This is a genomic window from Pseudomonas sp. NPDC077186, assembly GCF_044543505.1.
Classification (GTDB): Bacteria; Pseudomonadota; Gammaproteobacteria; order Pseudomonadales; family Pseudomonadaceae; genus Aquipseudomonas.
Genome location: NZ_JBITWE010000009.1, coordinates 22582 through 38808 on the forward strand (window position 1 = coordinate 22582; position 16227 = coordinate 38808).

Consider the following 16227-nt stretch of genomic DNA (forward strand, 5'->3'; position numbering starts at 1 on the left):
CTGAGTGATGCAGCTATTGGTCTTGCTTGGCGAGCCAGGCGAGGTCATCGGCGCGCTTCTTGGTCATATCCAGAAAGCATGAGGCACTGTTGACGCTGTCGATGGTGCCGCCAGTCAAACTGCCAAGCAGGGCGCAATCGGCATCGCGGAATTTGATCCATAGCCGCTGCGCGTCGCGCAGTTGTGTTTGCTGGGTGGGTGTTAGCGCCTGCATGGCGGCTTTGTAATTCTGGTTCAGGCGGGCGTCTTGCTGGTCCGTCTCGCTGCCCATGCAATCGAGCATATTCAGCGTCACGCCGCCGGACTCATCCATGCAGGCGGTATAGGTCGTGCTGTAGCCATCGTCTGCTGCGTGTATGCCAACGCTGAGCGTGGTAACGGCAATGGCCAGCAGCCAGGTTTTGCTTGATTGCATGATGAGCGTCCCGCGTATCGATGGATGGGTATTAAAGGCTTTGCATGGTTCGGCACTTAGGGAACGCCGAACACCCCCAAAACTGCTGCCCAGCCTTCGCCCCCGATTTCACGGTGCGTACCAGCAGCGCGCTTCCGCATTTCGGGCATTGCCGCTCGGCCGTCGGATCGCTGCGGCGCTTGAGGTTTTGTACATGCTCGCGGTGGGTGGCAAGCGTCGGTGCGCGGCGGCCGCTTTGCAGGGCCTGCAGCATGGCGTCGACTTCGGCCGCGCTGAATACCGGCTGCGCGAATGACTTGATATAGCGGATAAAGCCGATGCCCTGGGTGACGTTGGCCGGCATCTCGGTCTTGAAGGTGCTGCCGCCGACGAAGGTGATGACCGAGTGCAGGTGCTCGGGGCTGACGCCCAGGGTGGCTTCCAGGGCCTTGAGGTGCTTGTAGTTCTGCCGCAGCGGGTTCTGGAACTTGAAGCTGCGTTTGTAGAGTTTCTGCGTCCACTGCGCCTGCTGCTCGCTGCCGAAGATCCAGCCGCTCATGTTCTTGGTTTCCAGCACGAAGATGCCGTAGGGCGAGAGGAATACGTGGTCGATCTGCGTGGTGCCGTCCGGGGTGTTCAGGGTGACGTTGTGCAGGCGGCGGTAGGTCTGCTGGTCCAGCTGCCAGTGGGCGAACAGCCGCACCAGCAGCTCGCCGATCTGACCCTTGGCCCAGGGCGACTTGAGCAGGCCGATCAGCAGGGCCGCCGGGATGAACCAGCTCAGCATGCCCCAGACCTGGGCGACTATCGGGCTGTAGTCCATTTTTCTTCCTTGAGCAAAGCCGCTTGAAGGGCACCCGTTTCACGGGCGAGCCGGCGTGCCGAAATCCAGGCGCCTGGCACTGCCCTGGATAATGGCTAATTGCTTTGTATGGCTCAAGGGGGCGCGACCATTGTCCTATGGCCGGCGAGTGCGATGCGGCGGGTCGTCAGGGCTCAGGTGGCACGCTGTATCCGTGGCGGTGTGAGGGAGCCTGTCCTCTGCGGTTATCCCCGGGTGAGCCGATTAGGAATGTTATTCGGCTCACCTTGTGAGCCGAATCATGCGCTGCATTCGCTAAGGTGTCGGTTCTGTAGGCTGGTGCAGCAAGGCGCTGCAAGCAGGCCCGCGTAGCGTTGAATGCGTCGTACCGCGGTGACAGGTGGCCGCCTGGTGGGCCAGAAACACGAAAGCCGCGCAATGCGCGGCTTTGAAGGTGGTGGGCCCAGCAGGACTTGAACCTGCGACCAATCGATTATGAGTCGAGTGCTCTAACCAACTGAGCTATAGGCCCCCAGAAGGCCGGCGGATTATACCGGCGCGCTCTCGCCAGTGCCAACCGCGTGACCGGGCGAGAGAAACTTGCGGGCGAAGGCGTCGGCGGGCAGGGGGCGGCTGACCACGTAGCCCTGGATCTGCAGGCAACCCTCGGCGGCCAGGCACAGCTCCTGGGCCTTGGTTTCCACCCCTTCGGCGATCACCGTCAGCTGCATGCTCTGGCCCAGGGCGATGATGGCGCGGGTGATCGCCAGGTCGTGCGGGTCGTCCGGCAGGCCGCGGACGAAGGACTGGTCGATCTTCAGCACGTCCAGCGGCAGGCGCTTGAGGTAGCTGAGCGAGGAGTAACCGGTGCCGAAGTCGTCGATGGCCAGTTGCACGCCGAGCTGCTTGAGCTGGTGGAGGATGCCCAGCGCTTCCTCGGCCTGGTTCATGATGAAGTTTTCGGTGATCTCCAGCTGCAGCCGCTGCGGCGCCAGGCCGTGCTGTTGCAGCAGCTCGTCGATACGTGCGAGCAGGTTGGCCTGGTGCAGCTGGGCGCCGGCCAGGTTGACCGACAGCGGGCCGAAGCTGCCATGTTCCTCCTGCCAGTGCTGCAGCTGGCGGCAGGCCTGCTGCAGCACCCAGTCGCCCAGCGGCAGGATCAGCCCGCTTTCCTCGGCCACCGGGATGAAGCGATCCGGCGGGATATCGCCGAACACCGGGTGCGGCCAGCGCACCAGGGCCTCGGCGCCGACCAGGCGCTGGCTGCGCAGGCAGAGTTTCGGCTGGTAGTGGAGGCACAGCTCGTCGCGTTCCAGGGCGCGGCGCAGTTCCTGTTCCATGGCCATGCGCTCGTTGACCTGGAAGGTCAGCGAACGGGTGTAGCGCTCGCTGCGGTTGCGCCCCTTGGCCTTGGATTGGTACATGGCGGCGTCGGCGTTCTTCACCAGGGTGGCGACGTCGGCGCCGTCCTTGGGGTAGAGGCTGATGCCGATGCTGGCGCTGATGAAGAACTCGTGGTTGTCGATCTGGAAGGGCGCGGCGAAGCACTCCAGCAGCTTCTGCGCGACCTGTTCGGCGTCCTGCGCCTGGTGCAGGCCGGGCAGCAAGATGATGAATTCGTCGCCGCCGAGGCGGGCCACGGTGTCGATGTCACGCAGCTGCAGCTTGAGGCGCTCGGCGATGGCCTTGAGCAGCAGGTCGCCGACCGGGTGGCCGAGGCTGTCGTTGATCTGCTTGAAGCGGTCGAGGTCGAGAAACAGCACGGCGCCCAGCTGGTCGTCGGCGCGCGAGCCTTCCAGCGCGCTGCGCAGGCGGTTCTCGAACAGCAGGCGGTTGGGCAGGCCGGTCAGCGGGTCGTGGTGGGCCTGGTGGTCGAGGCGGGCCTGGGCGTGCTTGAGGCTGGAGATGTCGGCGAACACGCCGACGAAGTGGGTGATCAGGTTGTCGGCGTTGCGCACCGCGCTGATGGTCAGCCATTCGGGGTAGAGCTCGCCGTTCTTGCGCCGGTTCCAGATCTCGCCCTGCCAGTGGCCGTTGGCCGCCAGGCTGTGCCACATGGCGGCGTAGAAGGCGCCGTCGTGCTGGCCGGAGGCGAGCAGGCTGGGGCGCTGGCCGAGCGCTTCGGCCTCGGCGTAGCCGGTGATCTGGGTGAAGGCGCGGTTGACCGCGGTGATGCGCTGCTCCAGGTCGGTGATCATCACCCCTTCGGCGGTGCTCTCGAACACGGTGGCGGCCTGCTGCAGTTCCTCCTGCATCTGCTGGCGCTCGGTGATGTCGCGGGCGATGGTCAGCAGGCAGTCTTCGCCGCCGATCGGCAGGGGCTGCGCCGACAGCTCGCACAGGCGCAGCTGGCCGTCCTTGGTGCGCACCGGGGCGATCATCTCGCGCACCCGGCCGCGCAGGCGGATGCCCTCGACCAGACGCCGGCGATCCCGCGGGTCGGCCCAGATGCCCAGGCTCAGGGTGCTCTGCTCGGCGATCTCGTCGAGGCGGTAGCCGGTGATGCGGCTGAAGCCCTCGTTGGCTTCGACCAGCAGGCCGTCGCGCAGGCGGGTGATCAGCAGGCCGTCGGGCGAGGCGTGGAAGGCCTTGGCGAACTTCTCCTCGGAAATCTGCAGCTGCTCCTGGGTGGCCTTGAGCTGGCTGATGTCGCGCACCACCACCACCAGCGCGGGGGTGTCGGCGAGCTGGAAGGCCTCGGCCGAGATCAGCCCGGTGAACAGGCTGCCGTCGGCGCGGCGGAAGGGCAGCTCGAGGTTGCGCAGATTCTCGTCCTGCAGGCGCAGCAGCAGGTTCGGGCCGATGCCGGGCACGCCCCAGATATCCAGTTCGGTGGCGGTCTTGCCGATCGCCCGTTCGACGCTGACGCCGGTCTGCTCGGTGAACGCGGCGTTGACCTCGAGCAGCACGCCGTCGGCGCGGCGGGCGATGACCAGGATGTCCGGGCACTGCTGGAACACCGAGGCGAACTTCTGTTCCGACAGGCGCAGCGCCTGCTCGGTCTGCTTGGTCTCGCTGATGTCGATCATCAGCCCGCGCACCACCTGGCGGTCGCCGCGCTGCAGCAGGGTGATGATGTCGCGCACCCACACGCTGCGGCCGTCGGCGGCCTGCAGGCGGTATTCGAGCACGTGATCCTGGCCGGCGCTGCAGTGCTCCAGGCACTGGCGCAGGGTGTGCTGCTGGTCGTCCGGGTGCAGGTGCTGCTGCCAGAAGCCCGGCTGCAGCCAGTCGCCTTGCGGGTAGCCGAGCAGCTTCTCGGCGTGCGGCGAGACGTAGGTGAAGCGCAGGTCGCCCGGCTCGGCCTCCCAGGCGATGGCCGAGAGGCTTTCCACCAGGTCGCGGAAGTGCTGTTCGCGGCTGCGCAGCTCCTGTTCCAGCTCGGCGCGGCGGCGCATTTCGCTGTGCAGGCGGCGGTTGATGCGCAGGATGATCGCGATTACCGCCAGCAGGCCGAGCAGCGCGGGCAGGCCGTAGAGCAGCGTCTCACGCCAGACGCGGCGGCGATCCAGCACGCCGCCGACCCAAGGGGCCTGGAGCGCGGCGATTTCGCTGGGGCCGAGTTCGGCGAACAGCTTGTCGAGGATGCCGATCAGTACCGTCTGGTCGCGTGGGGCGGCCATGGCCAGCTGGTAGCGGTAGGGCGTTTCGCCACTGATGAACAGGCCGTCGAGCTTGAGCTGGCGTAGGCTCCAGACGCTGGAGGCGAGGTCGCCGACCAGGGCGTCGGCCTGGCCGGTGGCCAGTGCCTGCAGGGCTGCTGCGACGCTGGGCAGCGGTTGCAGGTTGAGGTCAGGGTGGCGCTGGCGCAGTAGCTCGTGCGGCGCGTAGTTGGCCACCACGGCGATCTTCAGCCCGTATAGATCGTCCATGCGCCGCGGCTGCGGGCCGCCGCTGCGGGCCAGGATGACGATGGGGAAGTCCAGGTAGGGGCGGGTGAAGGCCAGGTAGGTCTGGCGTTCCGGGGTCGACATGATGCCGGGCAGCAGGTCGATCTCGCCGCTGCGGGCTCGCGCCAGCACTTCGCCCCAGCTGCTCGGTTCGACCGGTTGCAGGCGCACGCCCAGGCGGCTTTCGATCAGTCGCACGTAATCGGCGGCCAGGCCCTGGTAGCGGCCCTGATCATCGCGGAATTCGAAGGGCGGCCAGGAGGCATCGACGCCCAGGCGCAACTCGGGATGGGCAGCCAGCCAGCTGCGTTCTTCCTCGCTGAGGGTCAGGGCCGAGGCCGGGGTCGTCCAATACGCCAGGCACAACAACAGAATGGCCGGCAAGCGTGGCATAGCAGCCTCGTTTCGGAACCAGTATCTGTCGCAGTGTAGACCGGCTGCCGCATAGATGGCAGTTTGCCTGCGCGCTAAAGCAAAACCCCCGGCCTGGGCCGGGGGTTCTGGTGTCACTCGTCGAGGAAGGAGCGCAGGTGCTCGCTTCGCGTCGGGTGGCGCAGCTTGCGCAGCGCCTTGGCTTCGATCTGGCGGATACGCTCACGGGTGACATCGAACTGCTTGCCCACTTCCTCGAGGGTGTGGTCGGTGTTCATGTCGATACCGAAGCGCATGCGCAGGACCTTGGCTTCACGGGCAGTGAGGCCGGCCAGCACTTCGCGAGTGGCTTCCTTGAGGCTTTCGACCGTGGCTACGTCGATCGGGGACTGCATGGTGCTGTCCTCGATGAAGTCGCCCAGGTGCGAATCTTCGTCGTCGCCGATCGGGGTTTCCATGGAGATCGGCTCTTTGGCGATCTTCAAGACCTTGCGGATCTTGTCCTCGGGCATCTCCATGCGCTCGCCCAGCTCTTCCGGGGTCGGTTCGCGACCCATTTCCTGGAGCATCTGGCGGGAGATGCGGTTGAGCTTGTTGATCGTCTCGATCATGTGCACCGGGATACGGATGGTGCGCGCCTGGTCGGCGATCGAGCGGGTGATCGCCTGGCGAATCCACCAGGTGGCGTAGGTCGAGAACTTGTAGCCGCGACGGTATTCGAACTTGTCCACCGCCTTCATCAGGCCGATGTTGCCTTCCTGGATCAGGTCGAGGAACTGCAGGCCGCGGTTGGTGTACTTCTTGGCGATGGAGATGACCAGGCGCAGGTTGGCCTCGACCATTTCCTTCTTGGCGCGGCGAGCCTTGGCTTCGCCGATGGACATGCGCCGGTTGATGTCCTTGATCTCGGCCAGGCTCAGGCTGCACTCGGCTTCCAGGTCGGCCAGCTTCTGCTGGCAGCGCTGGATGTCGGCCTGCAGGTTGCCCAGGGCTTCGGCGTACTTGGCCTTGCCCTTGGCCAGGTCGGCGGACCAGTCCATGTCGATTTCGTTGCCCGGGAACAGGCGCAGGAAGTCGGCACGCGGCATGCGCGCATCGCGGACGCACAGCTGCATGATGGCGCGTTCTTGCGCACGCAGGCGGTCGAGGGCGTCGCGCACCTGGCTGACCAGGGCGTCGTACTGCTTGGGCACCAGCTTGATCGGCATGAACAGCTCGGCCAGGGCGGCCAGCTCTTCGGTGGCCTGCTTGCTGCCACGGCCATGCTTCTTCAGCGCCTTCTGCACCTTGTCCTGCTGCTCGGCCACGGCGTTGAAGCGGCGCGCCGCTTCTTCCGGGTCCGGGCCGCCGTCGCCTTCTTCTTCCTCGTCGTCGCTGCTCTCTTCTTCCTCGTCGTCGTCGCTTTCTTCGGCGGCGGCGCCTTCCTTGACGGGGACGGGAGCGGCGGCTTCGTCGGGTACGCTGCCGTCGTCCGGGTCGATATAGCCACTGAGAACTTCGGCCAGGCGGCCGCCCTCGGTGGTGACGCGGGTGTACTCGGCGAGGATGCCGTCGACGGTGCCGGGGAAGTGGGCGATGGCGCTCATCACCTCGCGGATGCCTTCCTCGATGCGTTTGGCGATTTCGATCTCGCCTTCGCGGGTCAGCAGTTCCACGGTACCCATTTCGCGCATGTACATGCGCACCGGGTCGGTGGTGCGGCCGATATCGGTCTCAACGGCGGCGAGGGCGGCAGCGGCTTCTTCGGCCGCGGCTTCGTCGGTGTCGGCTTCGGCCAACAACAGGGCGTCCGCATCCGGAGCACTCTCGAATACGTTGATCCCCATGTCGTTGATCATGCGGATGATGTCTTCCACCTGTTCCGGATCGGAAATATCTTCCGGCAGGTGGTCATTGACCTCCGCGTACGTCAGGTAGCCCTGCTCGCGACCGCGGCTGATCAATTCTTTCAAACGAGATTGCTGTTGCGCTTTTACGGACATAACACCCTATCCACTGAAGGTCTTGGCGGGCTGAAAACAAGCCGCGGATTATACCTGATTAAGACCCTTACGCGCCAGTTGGGGAGGGGGAGACTGGTGATGCGTTACGGCTTAGCAGGGCGCGCAGCTGATCTTTTTCCTCTGCGCTCAACTCACTTAGACGGGCCTTGCGCAGCAGTTGTTCAAGGCTGCGCTCGCGTTGGCGGGCTGCAAGAGTAGTTATAGTGTCGAAAAACTGTTGTTCAAGGTTGTCCGCTGAAATCAGCCATTCCTTCTCCGCCAGGGCCCGCAGTAGGCGGCCCTGTTCGGTGCCGTGCCAGCGTGCGATCAACTGCAGCGAACGCAGCCCGGGATTTTTCTGCAGGGCGCCGACCAGGGCCACCAGCAACTGGGCGTAGGTGTCGTCTTCGTCGGCGAAGTGGCTGACGTCCTCGACCTTCTGCGCCAGCTGCGGGTGGTGCAGCAGGGTGCGCAGGGCGCTGAGGTGCGGCGATTCGACGCTGACCGCGGTGCGCGGCGCGCGCGGGGCGAAGTCGGCCTGGCCCTTCTTGCTCCACTTGCCGCCGTCCTTCTTCCAGCCGCCCTTGCCCTTGCCGGTGCTGCGTTCGTAGCCCGGCGCGGACGCCGGCTGCTCGTAGCCGCCCAGGTCCGGCGCGGCGTCGTAAAAGGCGCTGTCGGGGATGTCGGCGTAGTCCGGGTAGTCGCCGCCGGGCGCCGGGCTGGCGTGGCTCGGCTGGCTGCGCGGGGCGCTGGCGACCTGGCTGAGGGCTTCGCCGGAGAGGCCGGTGATCTCGCTGAGGCGCTGGCGCATCAGGGCACGCAGGTTGTTGCCGGGAATCTTGTCGATCAGCGGTGCGGCCAGGGTGACCAGATGCGCCTTGCCTTCCAGCGAGCGCGGGTCGGCCTCTTCGGATAGCTGCTGGAAGAAGTAGTCGGCCAGCGGCTGCGCGTGCTGGTTGATCCGAGCGCGGAAGGCGTCGGTGCCCTCGGCGCGCACCAGGGTGTCCGGGTCTTCGCCTTCGGGCAGGAACAGAAAGCGCGCGCGGCGGCCGTCCTGCAGGCTCGGCAGGGTCGACTCCAGGGCGCGCCAGGCGGCGTTGCGCCCGGCGGCGTCGCCGTCGAAGCAGAACAGCACGCTGGGCACGATGCGGAACAGGCGCTTGAGGTGCTCTTCGCTGGTGGCGGTGCCCAGGGTGGCCACGGCATTGCGCAGGCCCTGTTGGGCCAGGGCGATGACGTCCATATAGCCCTCGACCACCATGATCTCGTCGAGGTCGCGGTTGTGCTTGCGCGCCTCGAACAGGCCGTAGAGCTCCTGGCCCTTGTGGAACACCGGGGTTTCCGGCGAGTTGAGGTACTTGGGCTTGTCGTCGCCCAGCACCCGGCCGCCGAAGGCGATCACCCGGCCGCGGCTGTCGCGGATGGGGAACATGATGCGGTCGCGGAAGCGGTCGTAGCGCCGGCCGTTCTCGGCGTTCTCGATCAGCAGGCCGGCGTCGATCATCGCCTTCTGCTGCAGGACGTCGCCGCCCAGTTGCTTGAGCAGGTTGTCCCAGCCGGGCGGGGCGAAGCCGAGGCCGAAGTCGCGGGCGATCTCGCCGGTCAGGCCGCGACCCTTGAGGTAGTCCACCGCGTACTTGCGCTGCGGGTGGCTCTTCAGTGCCTGGCGGTAGTGCTCGGCGGCGGCCTCCAGCAGCGGGTAGAGCGGCGAATCCACCGGCTGGCGCGGCGTGCGCCCGCGACCGCCTTCCTCGCGCGGCACGTCCATGCCGGCGCGCTTGGCCAGCTCCTCGATCGCCTGGGGAAACTCCAGCTGATCGTGGTCCATGACGAAGCCGAGGGCGTTGCCGCCGGCGCCGCAGCCGAAGCAGTAGTAGAACTGCTTGTCCGGGCTGACGGTGAAGGAGGGGGTCTTTTCCTTGTGGAAGGGGCAGCAGGCGCTGTAGTTCTTGCCGGTCTTCTTCAGCTGGATGCGCGAACTCACCACGTCGACGATGTCGGTGCGGTTGAGCAGGTCATCGATGAAGGATTGCGGAATCAGGCCGGCCATAGGGTGCTCAGCATACTGTCGCGGCGCGGGGCTGGACAGCCTCGGGCAGAAAGCAGAAAACTCCGCTCATTCGCCGAACGGCGAGGCGGAGTTTCCTGAAATGCAATACCCGGCCTAGGCCGGGCATTCGGGCGTTGCGTGTACTTATTAGTACAGGCGGACGCTGCGACGCTGCTCGCGCTGCACTTTCTTGGCGTGACGCTTAACAGCGGCAGCAGCCTTGCGCTTACGCTCGGAGGTCGGCTTTTCGTAGAATTCGCGGCTACGAACTTCGGCCAGTACACCGGCCTTTTCGCAGGAGCGCTTGAAACGACGCAGGGCTACGTCGAAGGGTTCGTTCTCTTTAACTTTGACGGCTGGCATCCAGGTCGTACCTTCATTAATTACCGGGGTGAACGCGTTCCCGGCAGAAATGGCTCGGGTTGCGTCGGTTTTTAAGGGTTGCGGATGTTACCGCCTCGCCGTGCGGAATGCAAAGGCCTTAGGTCGAAAAGCAGTAGCCGCTCCGCCGAGCGGCGCTTATCATGCGCGCCTTTGTTCCCCGCGGCAAATCAAGGCTCAAGCTCCATGCTCGTACTGGGATTGGAAACCTCCTGCGATGAAACCGGCGTCGCGCTCTATGACAGCGAGCGCGGCCTGCTGGCCGACGCGCTGTTCAGCCAGATCGACCTGCACCGCATCTATGGCGGCGTGGTGCCGGAACTGGCCTCGCGCGACCACGTCAAGCGCATGCTGCCGCTGATCCGCCAGGTGCTGGACGAGGCCGGGCGCGAGCCGGCCGATATCGATGCGCTGGCCTACACCGCCGGCCCCGGCCTGGTCGGCGCGCTGCTGGTCGGCGCCTCCTGTGCCCAGGCCCTGGCCTTTGCCTGGGGCGTGCCGGCCGTCGGCGTGCACCATATGGAGGGTCACCTGTTGGCGCCGATGCTCGAAGAGCAGCCGCCGGCCTTTCCCTTCGTCGCCCTGCTGGTGTCCGGCGGCCACACCCAGCTGGTGCGGGTCGATGGCATCGGCCAGTACCAACTGCTCGGCGAGTCGCTGGACGACGCCGCCGGCGAGGCCTTCGACAAGACCGCCAAGCTGATGGGCCTGAATTACCCCGGCGGGCCGGAGATCGCCCGGCTGGCTGAGCAGGGCACGCCGGGGCGTTTCGTCTTCCCGCGGCCGATGACCGACCGTCCCGGCCTGGATTTCAGTTTCAGCGGGCTGAAGACCTTCGCCCTCAATACCTGGCAGCAATGCCGCGACGGCGATGACGACCTCGACCAAGCCCGCCGCGACATCGCCCTGGCCTTCCAGCAGGCGGTGGTCGAGACTCTCACCATCAAGTGCAAGCGTGCGCTCAAGCAGACCGGCCTGAACAGCCTGGTGATCGCCGGCGGGGTGAGTGCCAACAAGGCCCTGCGCGAGCATCTGGAACGCATGTTGGGCGAGCTGAAGGGCAAGGTGTTCTACGCCCGGCCGCGTTTCTGCACCGACAACGGCGCGATGATCGCCTATGCCGGCTGCCAGCGGCTGCTGGCCGGGCAGCACGAGGATCTGGCGATCAAGGTGCAGGCGCGTTGGCCGATGGAAAGTTTACCGAGCTGCGAGCCGCAAGCTGCAAGCGGCAAGTGAGCGCGGCTTTTTACTTGAGGCTTGTCGCTTGAAGCTTGCCGCTGCTTAAAAGCGGCGCTCGCGGCCGGCGAACAGATCGCGCAGGTTGCCGCGGTGGCGCCAGACGATCAGTCCGGTCAGCACGCAGACCGGCAGCAGCGCCGCCGGTTGCTGCCAGGCCAACAGCGGCAGGGTCAGCGGCGTGGCGATCAGCGCGGCCAGCGAGCTGGTGCGGGTCAGCACGAACACCAGCAGCCAGGCGCCGATGGCCAGCAGTGCGGCCGGCGGGTAGAGGCCCAGCAGCATGCCGGCGGCGGTGGCCACGCCCTTGCCGCCGCGGAAGCGGAAGTACAGCGGGTAGAGATGGCCGAGCACCGCGGCCAGGCCGATCCAGGCCTGTTGCTGCAGGTCGAGGCCGAACAGTTTGGCGATCAGGATCGGCAGCAGGCCCTTGAGCAGGTCGCCGAGCAGGGTCAGTACGGCGAGTTTCTTGCCGGCCACGCGCAGCATGTTGGTGGCGCCGGGGTTGCCCGAGCCGCTGGCACGTGGGTCTGGCCCACCTGCAAGTCGGCTGAGCAGGATGGCGAAGGACAACGAACCGAGCAGGTAGGCAAGGATTGCCAGGAGCCAGAACATGGTGGCCATTCCAGGGCATGGGGTGGCCCGATTCTAACGAGGTGCGGCGCCCTTGTCGTGGCGTGGCGTCGAGAGTGCGGGTGGAGAGCGCGGGTGGACAGAGTATTTATCGAGGGCCTGGAGGTCGATACGGTGATCGGCGCCTACGACTGGGAGCGCGAGATTCGCCAGTGCCTGCGTCTCGACCTGCAGATGGGCTGGGACAACCGTCCGGCTGCGGCCGGCGACGACCTCGCCCAGGCGCTCGACTACGCCAGCGTTGCCGCGCGGGTGCAGGCCTTCGCCGAGGCGTCGCAGTTCATCCTGGTGGAAACCTTCGCCGAGCGCCTGGTGCAGACCCTGATGGAGGAGTTCCACATCCCCTGGATGCGCCTCAAGCTGACCAAGCCCGGCGCCGTACCGGCCGCGCGTGGCGGCGTGGGCGTGGAGATCGAGCGCGGATGCCTCTGACTCGGGTCTACCTCGGCCTCGGCAGCAATATCGAGCGCGAGGCTCACCTTGGCGCCGGGCTCGATGCCCTGGCCGGCCTGCTCGGCGACATGCGCTGCTCGCCGGTATTCGAGAGCCATGCGGTGGGCATCAAGAGCGGCAACTTCTTCAATCTGGTGGTGACCGGGCAGACCGAGCTGCCGCTGCTGGAGCTGGATCGCCGGCTCAAGTTCATCGAGGCCGACAATGGCCGCTACGCGCCGGAGCGCAAGGGCCTGCCGCTGGACATCGACGTGCTGCTGTACGGCGAGCAGGTCGGCAACTTCAACGGACTGGTGCTGCCGCGCGCGGAAATCCTCAAGAACGCCTTCGTGCTCTGGCCATTGGCATTGCTGGCGCCAGAGGTGTGCCACCCGGTAGACGGCCGTTCGTTCGCCGAGTTGTGGGCGTCGGCGCAGATCGATCAGCAGCTATGGCCGGCCGCCTTCCAGTGGCGCGGGGTCGAGCTGACGCCGGCGGAGCTGCTGCAGGCGAGCCCTTCGTAGCCCGGATGCAATCCGGGGCTTGGCCCCAGAACCGCCCCGGATTTCATCCGGGCTACGGTTTCTGCCGTTCCTTGTAGGCCTTGAGCGCCCGCAGGCGTTCGCGAGCCAGCGACTCGCCCAGCTCCGCGCCCTTCAAGCCCTTTTCCAGCAGCGGTTTGACCGCCACCTGGCGCGCCGTCTCGGCGGCGCCGAGCAGGTAGGCGGCCTGCGGGTATTCGCGTTGCTCCAGGCCCAGGCGGCCGCGGGCATCCATCTCGCAGGCGGCGACGAACTCGGCGAAACGCTGCGGACGGCGGAATACGTCGAAGCGTTGCAGCAGTTCCAGCAGGGTCGAGGGCTTGAGTTCCAGCGCGCGATGGCCGTGGGTGTGGAATTCGCCGACCAGCAGCGCCAGCTCGGCGCAGTCGCGCGGCGCCTTGCAGCGTTGGTTGATGGCCTGGATCAGGCGCAGGCCCTTGGGCTCGTGGGCGATATGCCGCGGCCACTGGTCTTGCGGCGTCAGCCCCTTGCCGACGTCGTGCAGCAGGCAGGCCCAGCGCACCGTCAGCGGCTGCTCGTGTTCGGCGCACTGGCGCAGCACGCTCAGCACATGCACGCCGGTGTCGATTTCCGGGTGATGAGCGGCCGGCTGCGGCACGCCGAACAGCGCGTCGACCTCCGGCAGCAGGGCGGCCAGCGCGCCGCAGTCGCGCAGCACCTGGACGAACAGGTCCGGGCGCGGCTCCATCAATGCACGGGAGATTTCCTTCCAGCTGCGCTCCGCGGTGAGGTGGGCCAGTTCGCCGGACTCGGCCAGTTGGCGCATCAGCGCCAGGGTTTCCGCCGCCACGCTGAAGCCCAGCGGCGCATAGCGGGCGGCGAAGCGGGCGACGCGCAGCACCCGCAGCGGGTCTTCGGCGAAGGCCGGGGAAACGTGGCGCAGCACGCGCTCCTGCAGGTCGCGCTGGCCGCCATAGGGGTCGATCAGCCTGCCCTGGTCGTCTTCGGCCATGGCGTTGACGGTCAGGTCGCGGCGGATCAGGTCTTGCTCCAGGGTGACTTCGGGGCTGGCGTGGAAGACGAAGCCGCCGTAGCCGCGCCCGCTCTTGCGCTCGGTGCGGGCCAGGGCGTATTCCTCGCCGCTGTCTGGATGCAGGAATACCGGGAAGTCGGCGCCCACCGGCCGATAGCCCAGCGCGAGCATCTGTTCGGCGCTGGCGCCCACCACCACCCAGTCGATTTCCTCGACGGGGCGGCCGAGCAGGCGGTCGCGCACGGCGCCGCCGACTTTGTAGATCTGCATCGTTGTTCCTCCGCTGAGTGCGGAGGATAGCGGCTGGCCGGCTGCGCGGGGTAGCCCGGATGCACTCCGGGGATTACGCGGCCGGATTGCCTCCGGGCTATGGCGTGGCCTGGGGAATCTGTTCGATCAGCGCCTGGGCGGCGCGTTCCAGCAGTTCGGCGCTGTCGCGCGCCGGGCTCAGGCCGGTGCTGATCAGCCCTTCCCACAGCACGCGCTGCTCCAGGTCGGTGAGGCGCAGGCGTAGCGTGCCGGTTTCGTCGCGCAGGCGATGGATCGCCTGGTAGGGGCCGAGGGCGTTGGGTGGCGGCACGTCGACCTTGAAGGTCAGCGGGCCGTCCTGCACCGCCAGCCAGTAGTACAGGCGCAGTTGCGGCTGCTGGCTCTCGTGGTAGCCACGGGCCGACAGGCCATGGCGCAGCAACTGCGGCAGCTGGCGGTAGCGCTCGGGGAAGGGCGGCGCGCCGGCCAGGCTGTGCTGCGGGTCGATCAGTTCGAAGCTGTGGCGCCCGGCCAGCGCGGGGTCGGCGGGGCTGAGGATCTGCGCCTGGGGGATATGGCTGGCGCAGGTGGCCAGTCCCAGGCACAGCAGCAATACCAGAAATACACGCATGCACGGCGTCTCGCGGAGTCTGCCGCCGATGCTGAGTGCGCGGCGCATGCCCGGCAACCGATCAAATGGGTGGAATGATCAGGTCGAGGCGCGGGTAGTCGCCTTCGCCCTCCGTGTCGCCGCGCGGCGGCACGTGTTGGGTGGTGATCAGCTGGTCGCCCTGGCACACCTCCAGGTGGATGTCGAAACCCCACAGGCGGTGCAGGTGCTTGAGCACTTCCTCGGTGGAGTCGCCCAGCGGCTTGCGGTCGTGCTGCTGGTGGCGCAGGGTCAGCGAGCGGTCGCCGCGGCGGTCGATGCTCCAGATCTGCACGTTGGGCTCGCGGTTGCCCAGGTTGTACTGCGCCGCGAGCAGCTCGCGGATGGTGCGGTAGCCGGGCTCGTCGTGGATCGCCGGCACCAGCAGCTCGTCCTTCTGGTCGTCGTCGAGGATGCCGAACAGCTTGAAGTCGCGGATCACCTTGGGCGAGAGGAACTGCAGGATGAAGCTCTCGTCCTTGAAGCTGCTCATGGCGAACTTGAGGGTGGTCAGCCAGTCGCTGCCGGCGATGTCGGGGAACCAGTGCTTGTCCTCCTCGGTGGGTTCCTCGCAGATACGACGGATGTCGCGGTACATGGCGAAACCCAGGGCGTAGGGGTTGATGCCGCTGTAATAGGGGCTGTCGAACGGCGGCTGGTAGACCACGCTGGTATGCGACTGGAGGAATTCCATCATGAAGCCGTCGGTGACCAGGCCTTCGTCGTACAGGTCGTTCATCAGGGTGTAGTGCCAGAAGGTGGCCCAGCCCTCGTTCATCACCTGGGTCTGGCGCTGCGGATAGAAGTACTGGGCGATCTTGCGCACGATGCGGATCACCTCGCGCTGCCAGGGCTCCAGCAGCGGCGCGTGCTTCTCGAGGAAGTACAGGATGTTTTCCTGCGGCTCGGCGGGAAAGCGCTTGCTGTCCTTGTCGCTACCCTTTTCCGCGCTCTTGGGGATGGTGCGCCACAGATCGTTGATCTGCCTCTGCAGGTGCTCCTCGCGATCCTTCTGGCGCTTGCGCTCCTCCTCGGCGGAAATCGGATAGGGCCGTTTGTAGCGGTCGACGCCGTAGTTCATCAGGGCATGGCAGGAGTCGAGCAGCTCCTCCACCGCATCGATGCCGTGGCGTTCCTCGCACTGCATGATGTACTGCTTGGCGAACACCAGGTAGTCGATGATCGAGCTGGCGTCGGTCCAGGTGCGGAACAGGTAGTTGCCCTTGAAGAAGCTGTTGTGGCCGTAGCAGGCGTGGGCGATCACCAGGGCCTGCATGCAGATGGTGTTCTCCTCCATCAGGTAGGCGATGCAGGGGTCGGAGTTGATCACGATCTCGTAGGCCAGGCCCATCTGCCCACGCTTGTAGCCCTTCTCGGTGGCCAGGAAGTGCTTGCCGTAGGACCAGTGGTGATAGCCCAGCGGCATGCCCACCGAGGCGTAGGCGTCCATCATCTGCTCGGCGGTGATCACCTCGATCTGGTTGGGGTAGGTGTCCAGCGCGTAGCGCTCGGCGATGCGCGCGATTTCCTTGTCGTACTGACGGATCAGCTCGAAGGTCCATTCCGAGCCGGTGGAGATGGGCTTGCGTTCCTTCTTGCTGGCACTCATGTCACGCCTCCT

Annotated in this window: 13 protein-coding genes and 1 tRNA gene; 3 read left to right on the forward strand and 11 right to left on the reverse strand. The window is 66.3% G+C overall.

Annotation, left to right across the window (positions count from 1 at the left end; genetic code table 11):
- Positions 1 to 13: 13 nt before the first annotated feature.
- The 7 genes from ACIGKL_RS23635 to rpsU form a co-directional block, all read right to left on the reverse strand.
- Positions 14 to 415 (reverse strand): lysozyme inhibitor LprI family protein, encoded by a 402-nt coding sequence (locus tag ACIGKL_RS23635; RefSeq protein ID WP_397488798.1) that lies wholly within the window; start codon positions 413 to 415, stop codon positions 14 to 16.
- A gap of 31 nt (positions 416 to 446) precedes the next feature.
- A complete protein-coding gene (locus ACIGKL_RS23640; protein WP_397488799.1) occupies positions 447 to 1217 on the reverse strand; it encodes an NERD domain-containing protein in 771 nt (256 codons plus the stop codon).
- A 434-nt stretch (positions 1218 to 1651) separates the two neighbouring features.
- Positions 1652 to 1728, reverse strand: a tRNA-Ile gene (locus ACIGKL_RS23645).
- A gap of 16 nt (positions 1729 to 1744) precedes the next feature.
- Positions 1745 to 5479 (reverse strand): bifunctional diguanylate cyclase/phosphodiesterase, encoded by a 3735-nt coding sequence (locus ACIGKL_RS23650; protein ID WP_397488800.1) that lies wholly within the window; start codon positions 5477 to 5479, stop codon positions 1745 to 1747.
- Positions 5480 to 5592: 113 nt separating this feature from the next.
- Positions 5593 to 7440, reverse strand: coding sequence for an RNA polymerase sigma factor RpoD (rpoD, locus tag ACIGKL_RS23655; protein ID WP_397488801.1), 1848 nt, complete (start codon positions 7438 to 7440; stop codon positions 5593 to 5595).
- A 67-nt stretch (positions 7441 to 7507) separates the two neighbouring features.
- A complete protein-coding gene (gene dnaG, locus ACIGKL_RS23660) occupies positions 7508 to 9490 on the reverse strand; it encodes a DNA primase (protein WP_397488802.1) in 1983 nt (660 codons plus the stop codon).
- Positions 9491 to 9637: 147 nt separating this feature from the next.
- Entirely contained in the window at positions 9638 to 9853 is a 216-nt protein-coding gene (gene rpsU, locus ACIGKL_RS23665; RefSeq protein WP_003296736.1) for a 30S ribosomal protein S21, read from the reverse strand.
- Between the two features lie 204 nt (positions 9854 to 10057).
- On the opposite strand from rpsU, the gene tsaD reads away from it, so the two are divergent.
- Complete coding sequence (tsaD, locus tag ACIGKL_RS23670) at positions 10058 to 11107, forward strand: tRNA (adenosine(37)-N6)-threonylcarbamoyltransferase complex transferase subunit TsaD (protein ID WP_397488803.1); 1050 nt, start codon at positions 10058 to 10060, stop codon at positions 11105 to 11107.
- 45 nt (positions 11108 to 11152) lie between these two features.
- On the opposite strand, the gene plsY is transcribed toward tsaD, so the two are convergent.
- Positions 11153 to 11722 (reverse strand): glycerol-3-phosphate 1-O-acyltransferase PlsY, encoded by a 570-nt coding sequence (gene plsY / locus ACIGKL_RS23675; protein WP_021444792.1) that lies wholly within the window; start codon positions 11720 to 11722, stop codon positions 11153 to 11155.
- A gap of 93 nt (positions 11723 to 11815) precedes the next feature.
- Between plsY and folB the strand changes: the two genes are divergently transcribed.
- A complete protein-coding gene (gene folB / locus ACIGKL_RS23680) occupies positions 11816 to 12172 on the forward strand; it encodes a dihydroneopterin aldolase (RefSeq protein ID WP_021444791.1) in 357 nt (118 codons plus the stop codon).
- The gene (gene folK / locus ACIGKL_RS23685; RefSeq protein WP_397488804.1) at positions 12163 to 12696 is read left to right on the forward strand and encodes a 2-amino-4-hydroxy-6-hydroxymethyldihydropteridine diphosphokinase; all 534 of its coding nucleotides are present in this window, start codon (positions 12163 to 12165) and stop codon (positions 12694 to 12696) included. The genes folB and folK overlap by 10 nt, the downstream gene beginning before the upstream one ends.
- Positions 12697 to 12748: 52 nt before the next feature.
- Here the strand turns inward: folK and ACIGKL_RS23690 are convergent, their stop codons facing one another.
- The 3 genes from ACIGKL_RS23690 to ACIGKL_RS23700 all read right to left on the reverse strand — a co-directional run bounded on the left by ACIGKL_RS23690 (position 12749) and on the right by ACIGKL_RS23700 (position 16215).
- Positions 12749 to 13978, reverse strand: a complete 1230-nt coding sequence (locus ACIGKL_RS23690; protein ID WP_397488805.1) for a multifunctional CCA addition/repair protein — start codon at positions 13976 to 13978, stop codon at positions 12749 to 12751.
- 97 nt (positions 13979 to 14075) lie between these two features.
- Complete coding sequence (locus tag ACIGKL_RS23695; RefSeq protein WP_397488806.1) at positions 14076 to 14588, reverse strand: hypothetical protein; 513 nt, start codon at positions 14586 to 14588, stop codon at positions 14076 to 14078.
- A 61-nt stretch (positions 14589 to 14649) separates the two neighbouring features.
- A complete protein-coding gene (locus ACIGKL_RS23700; RefSeq protein ID WP_397488807.1) occupies positions 14650 to 16215 on the reverse strand; it encodes a SpoVR family protein in 1566 nt (521 codons plus the stop codon).
- Positions 16216 to 16227: the final 12 nt, after the last annotated feature.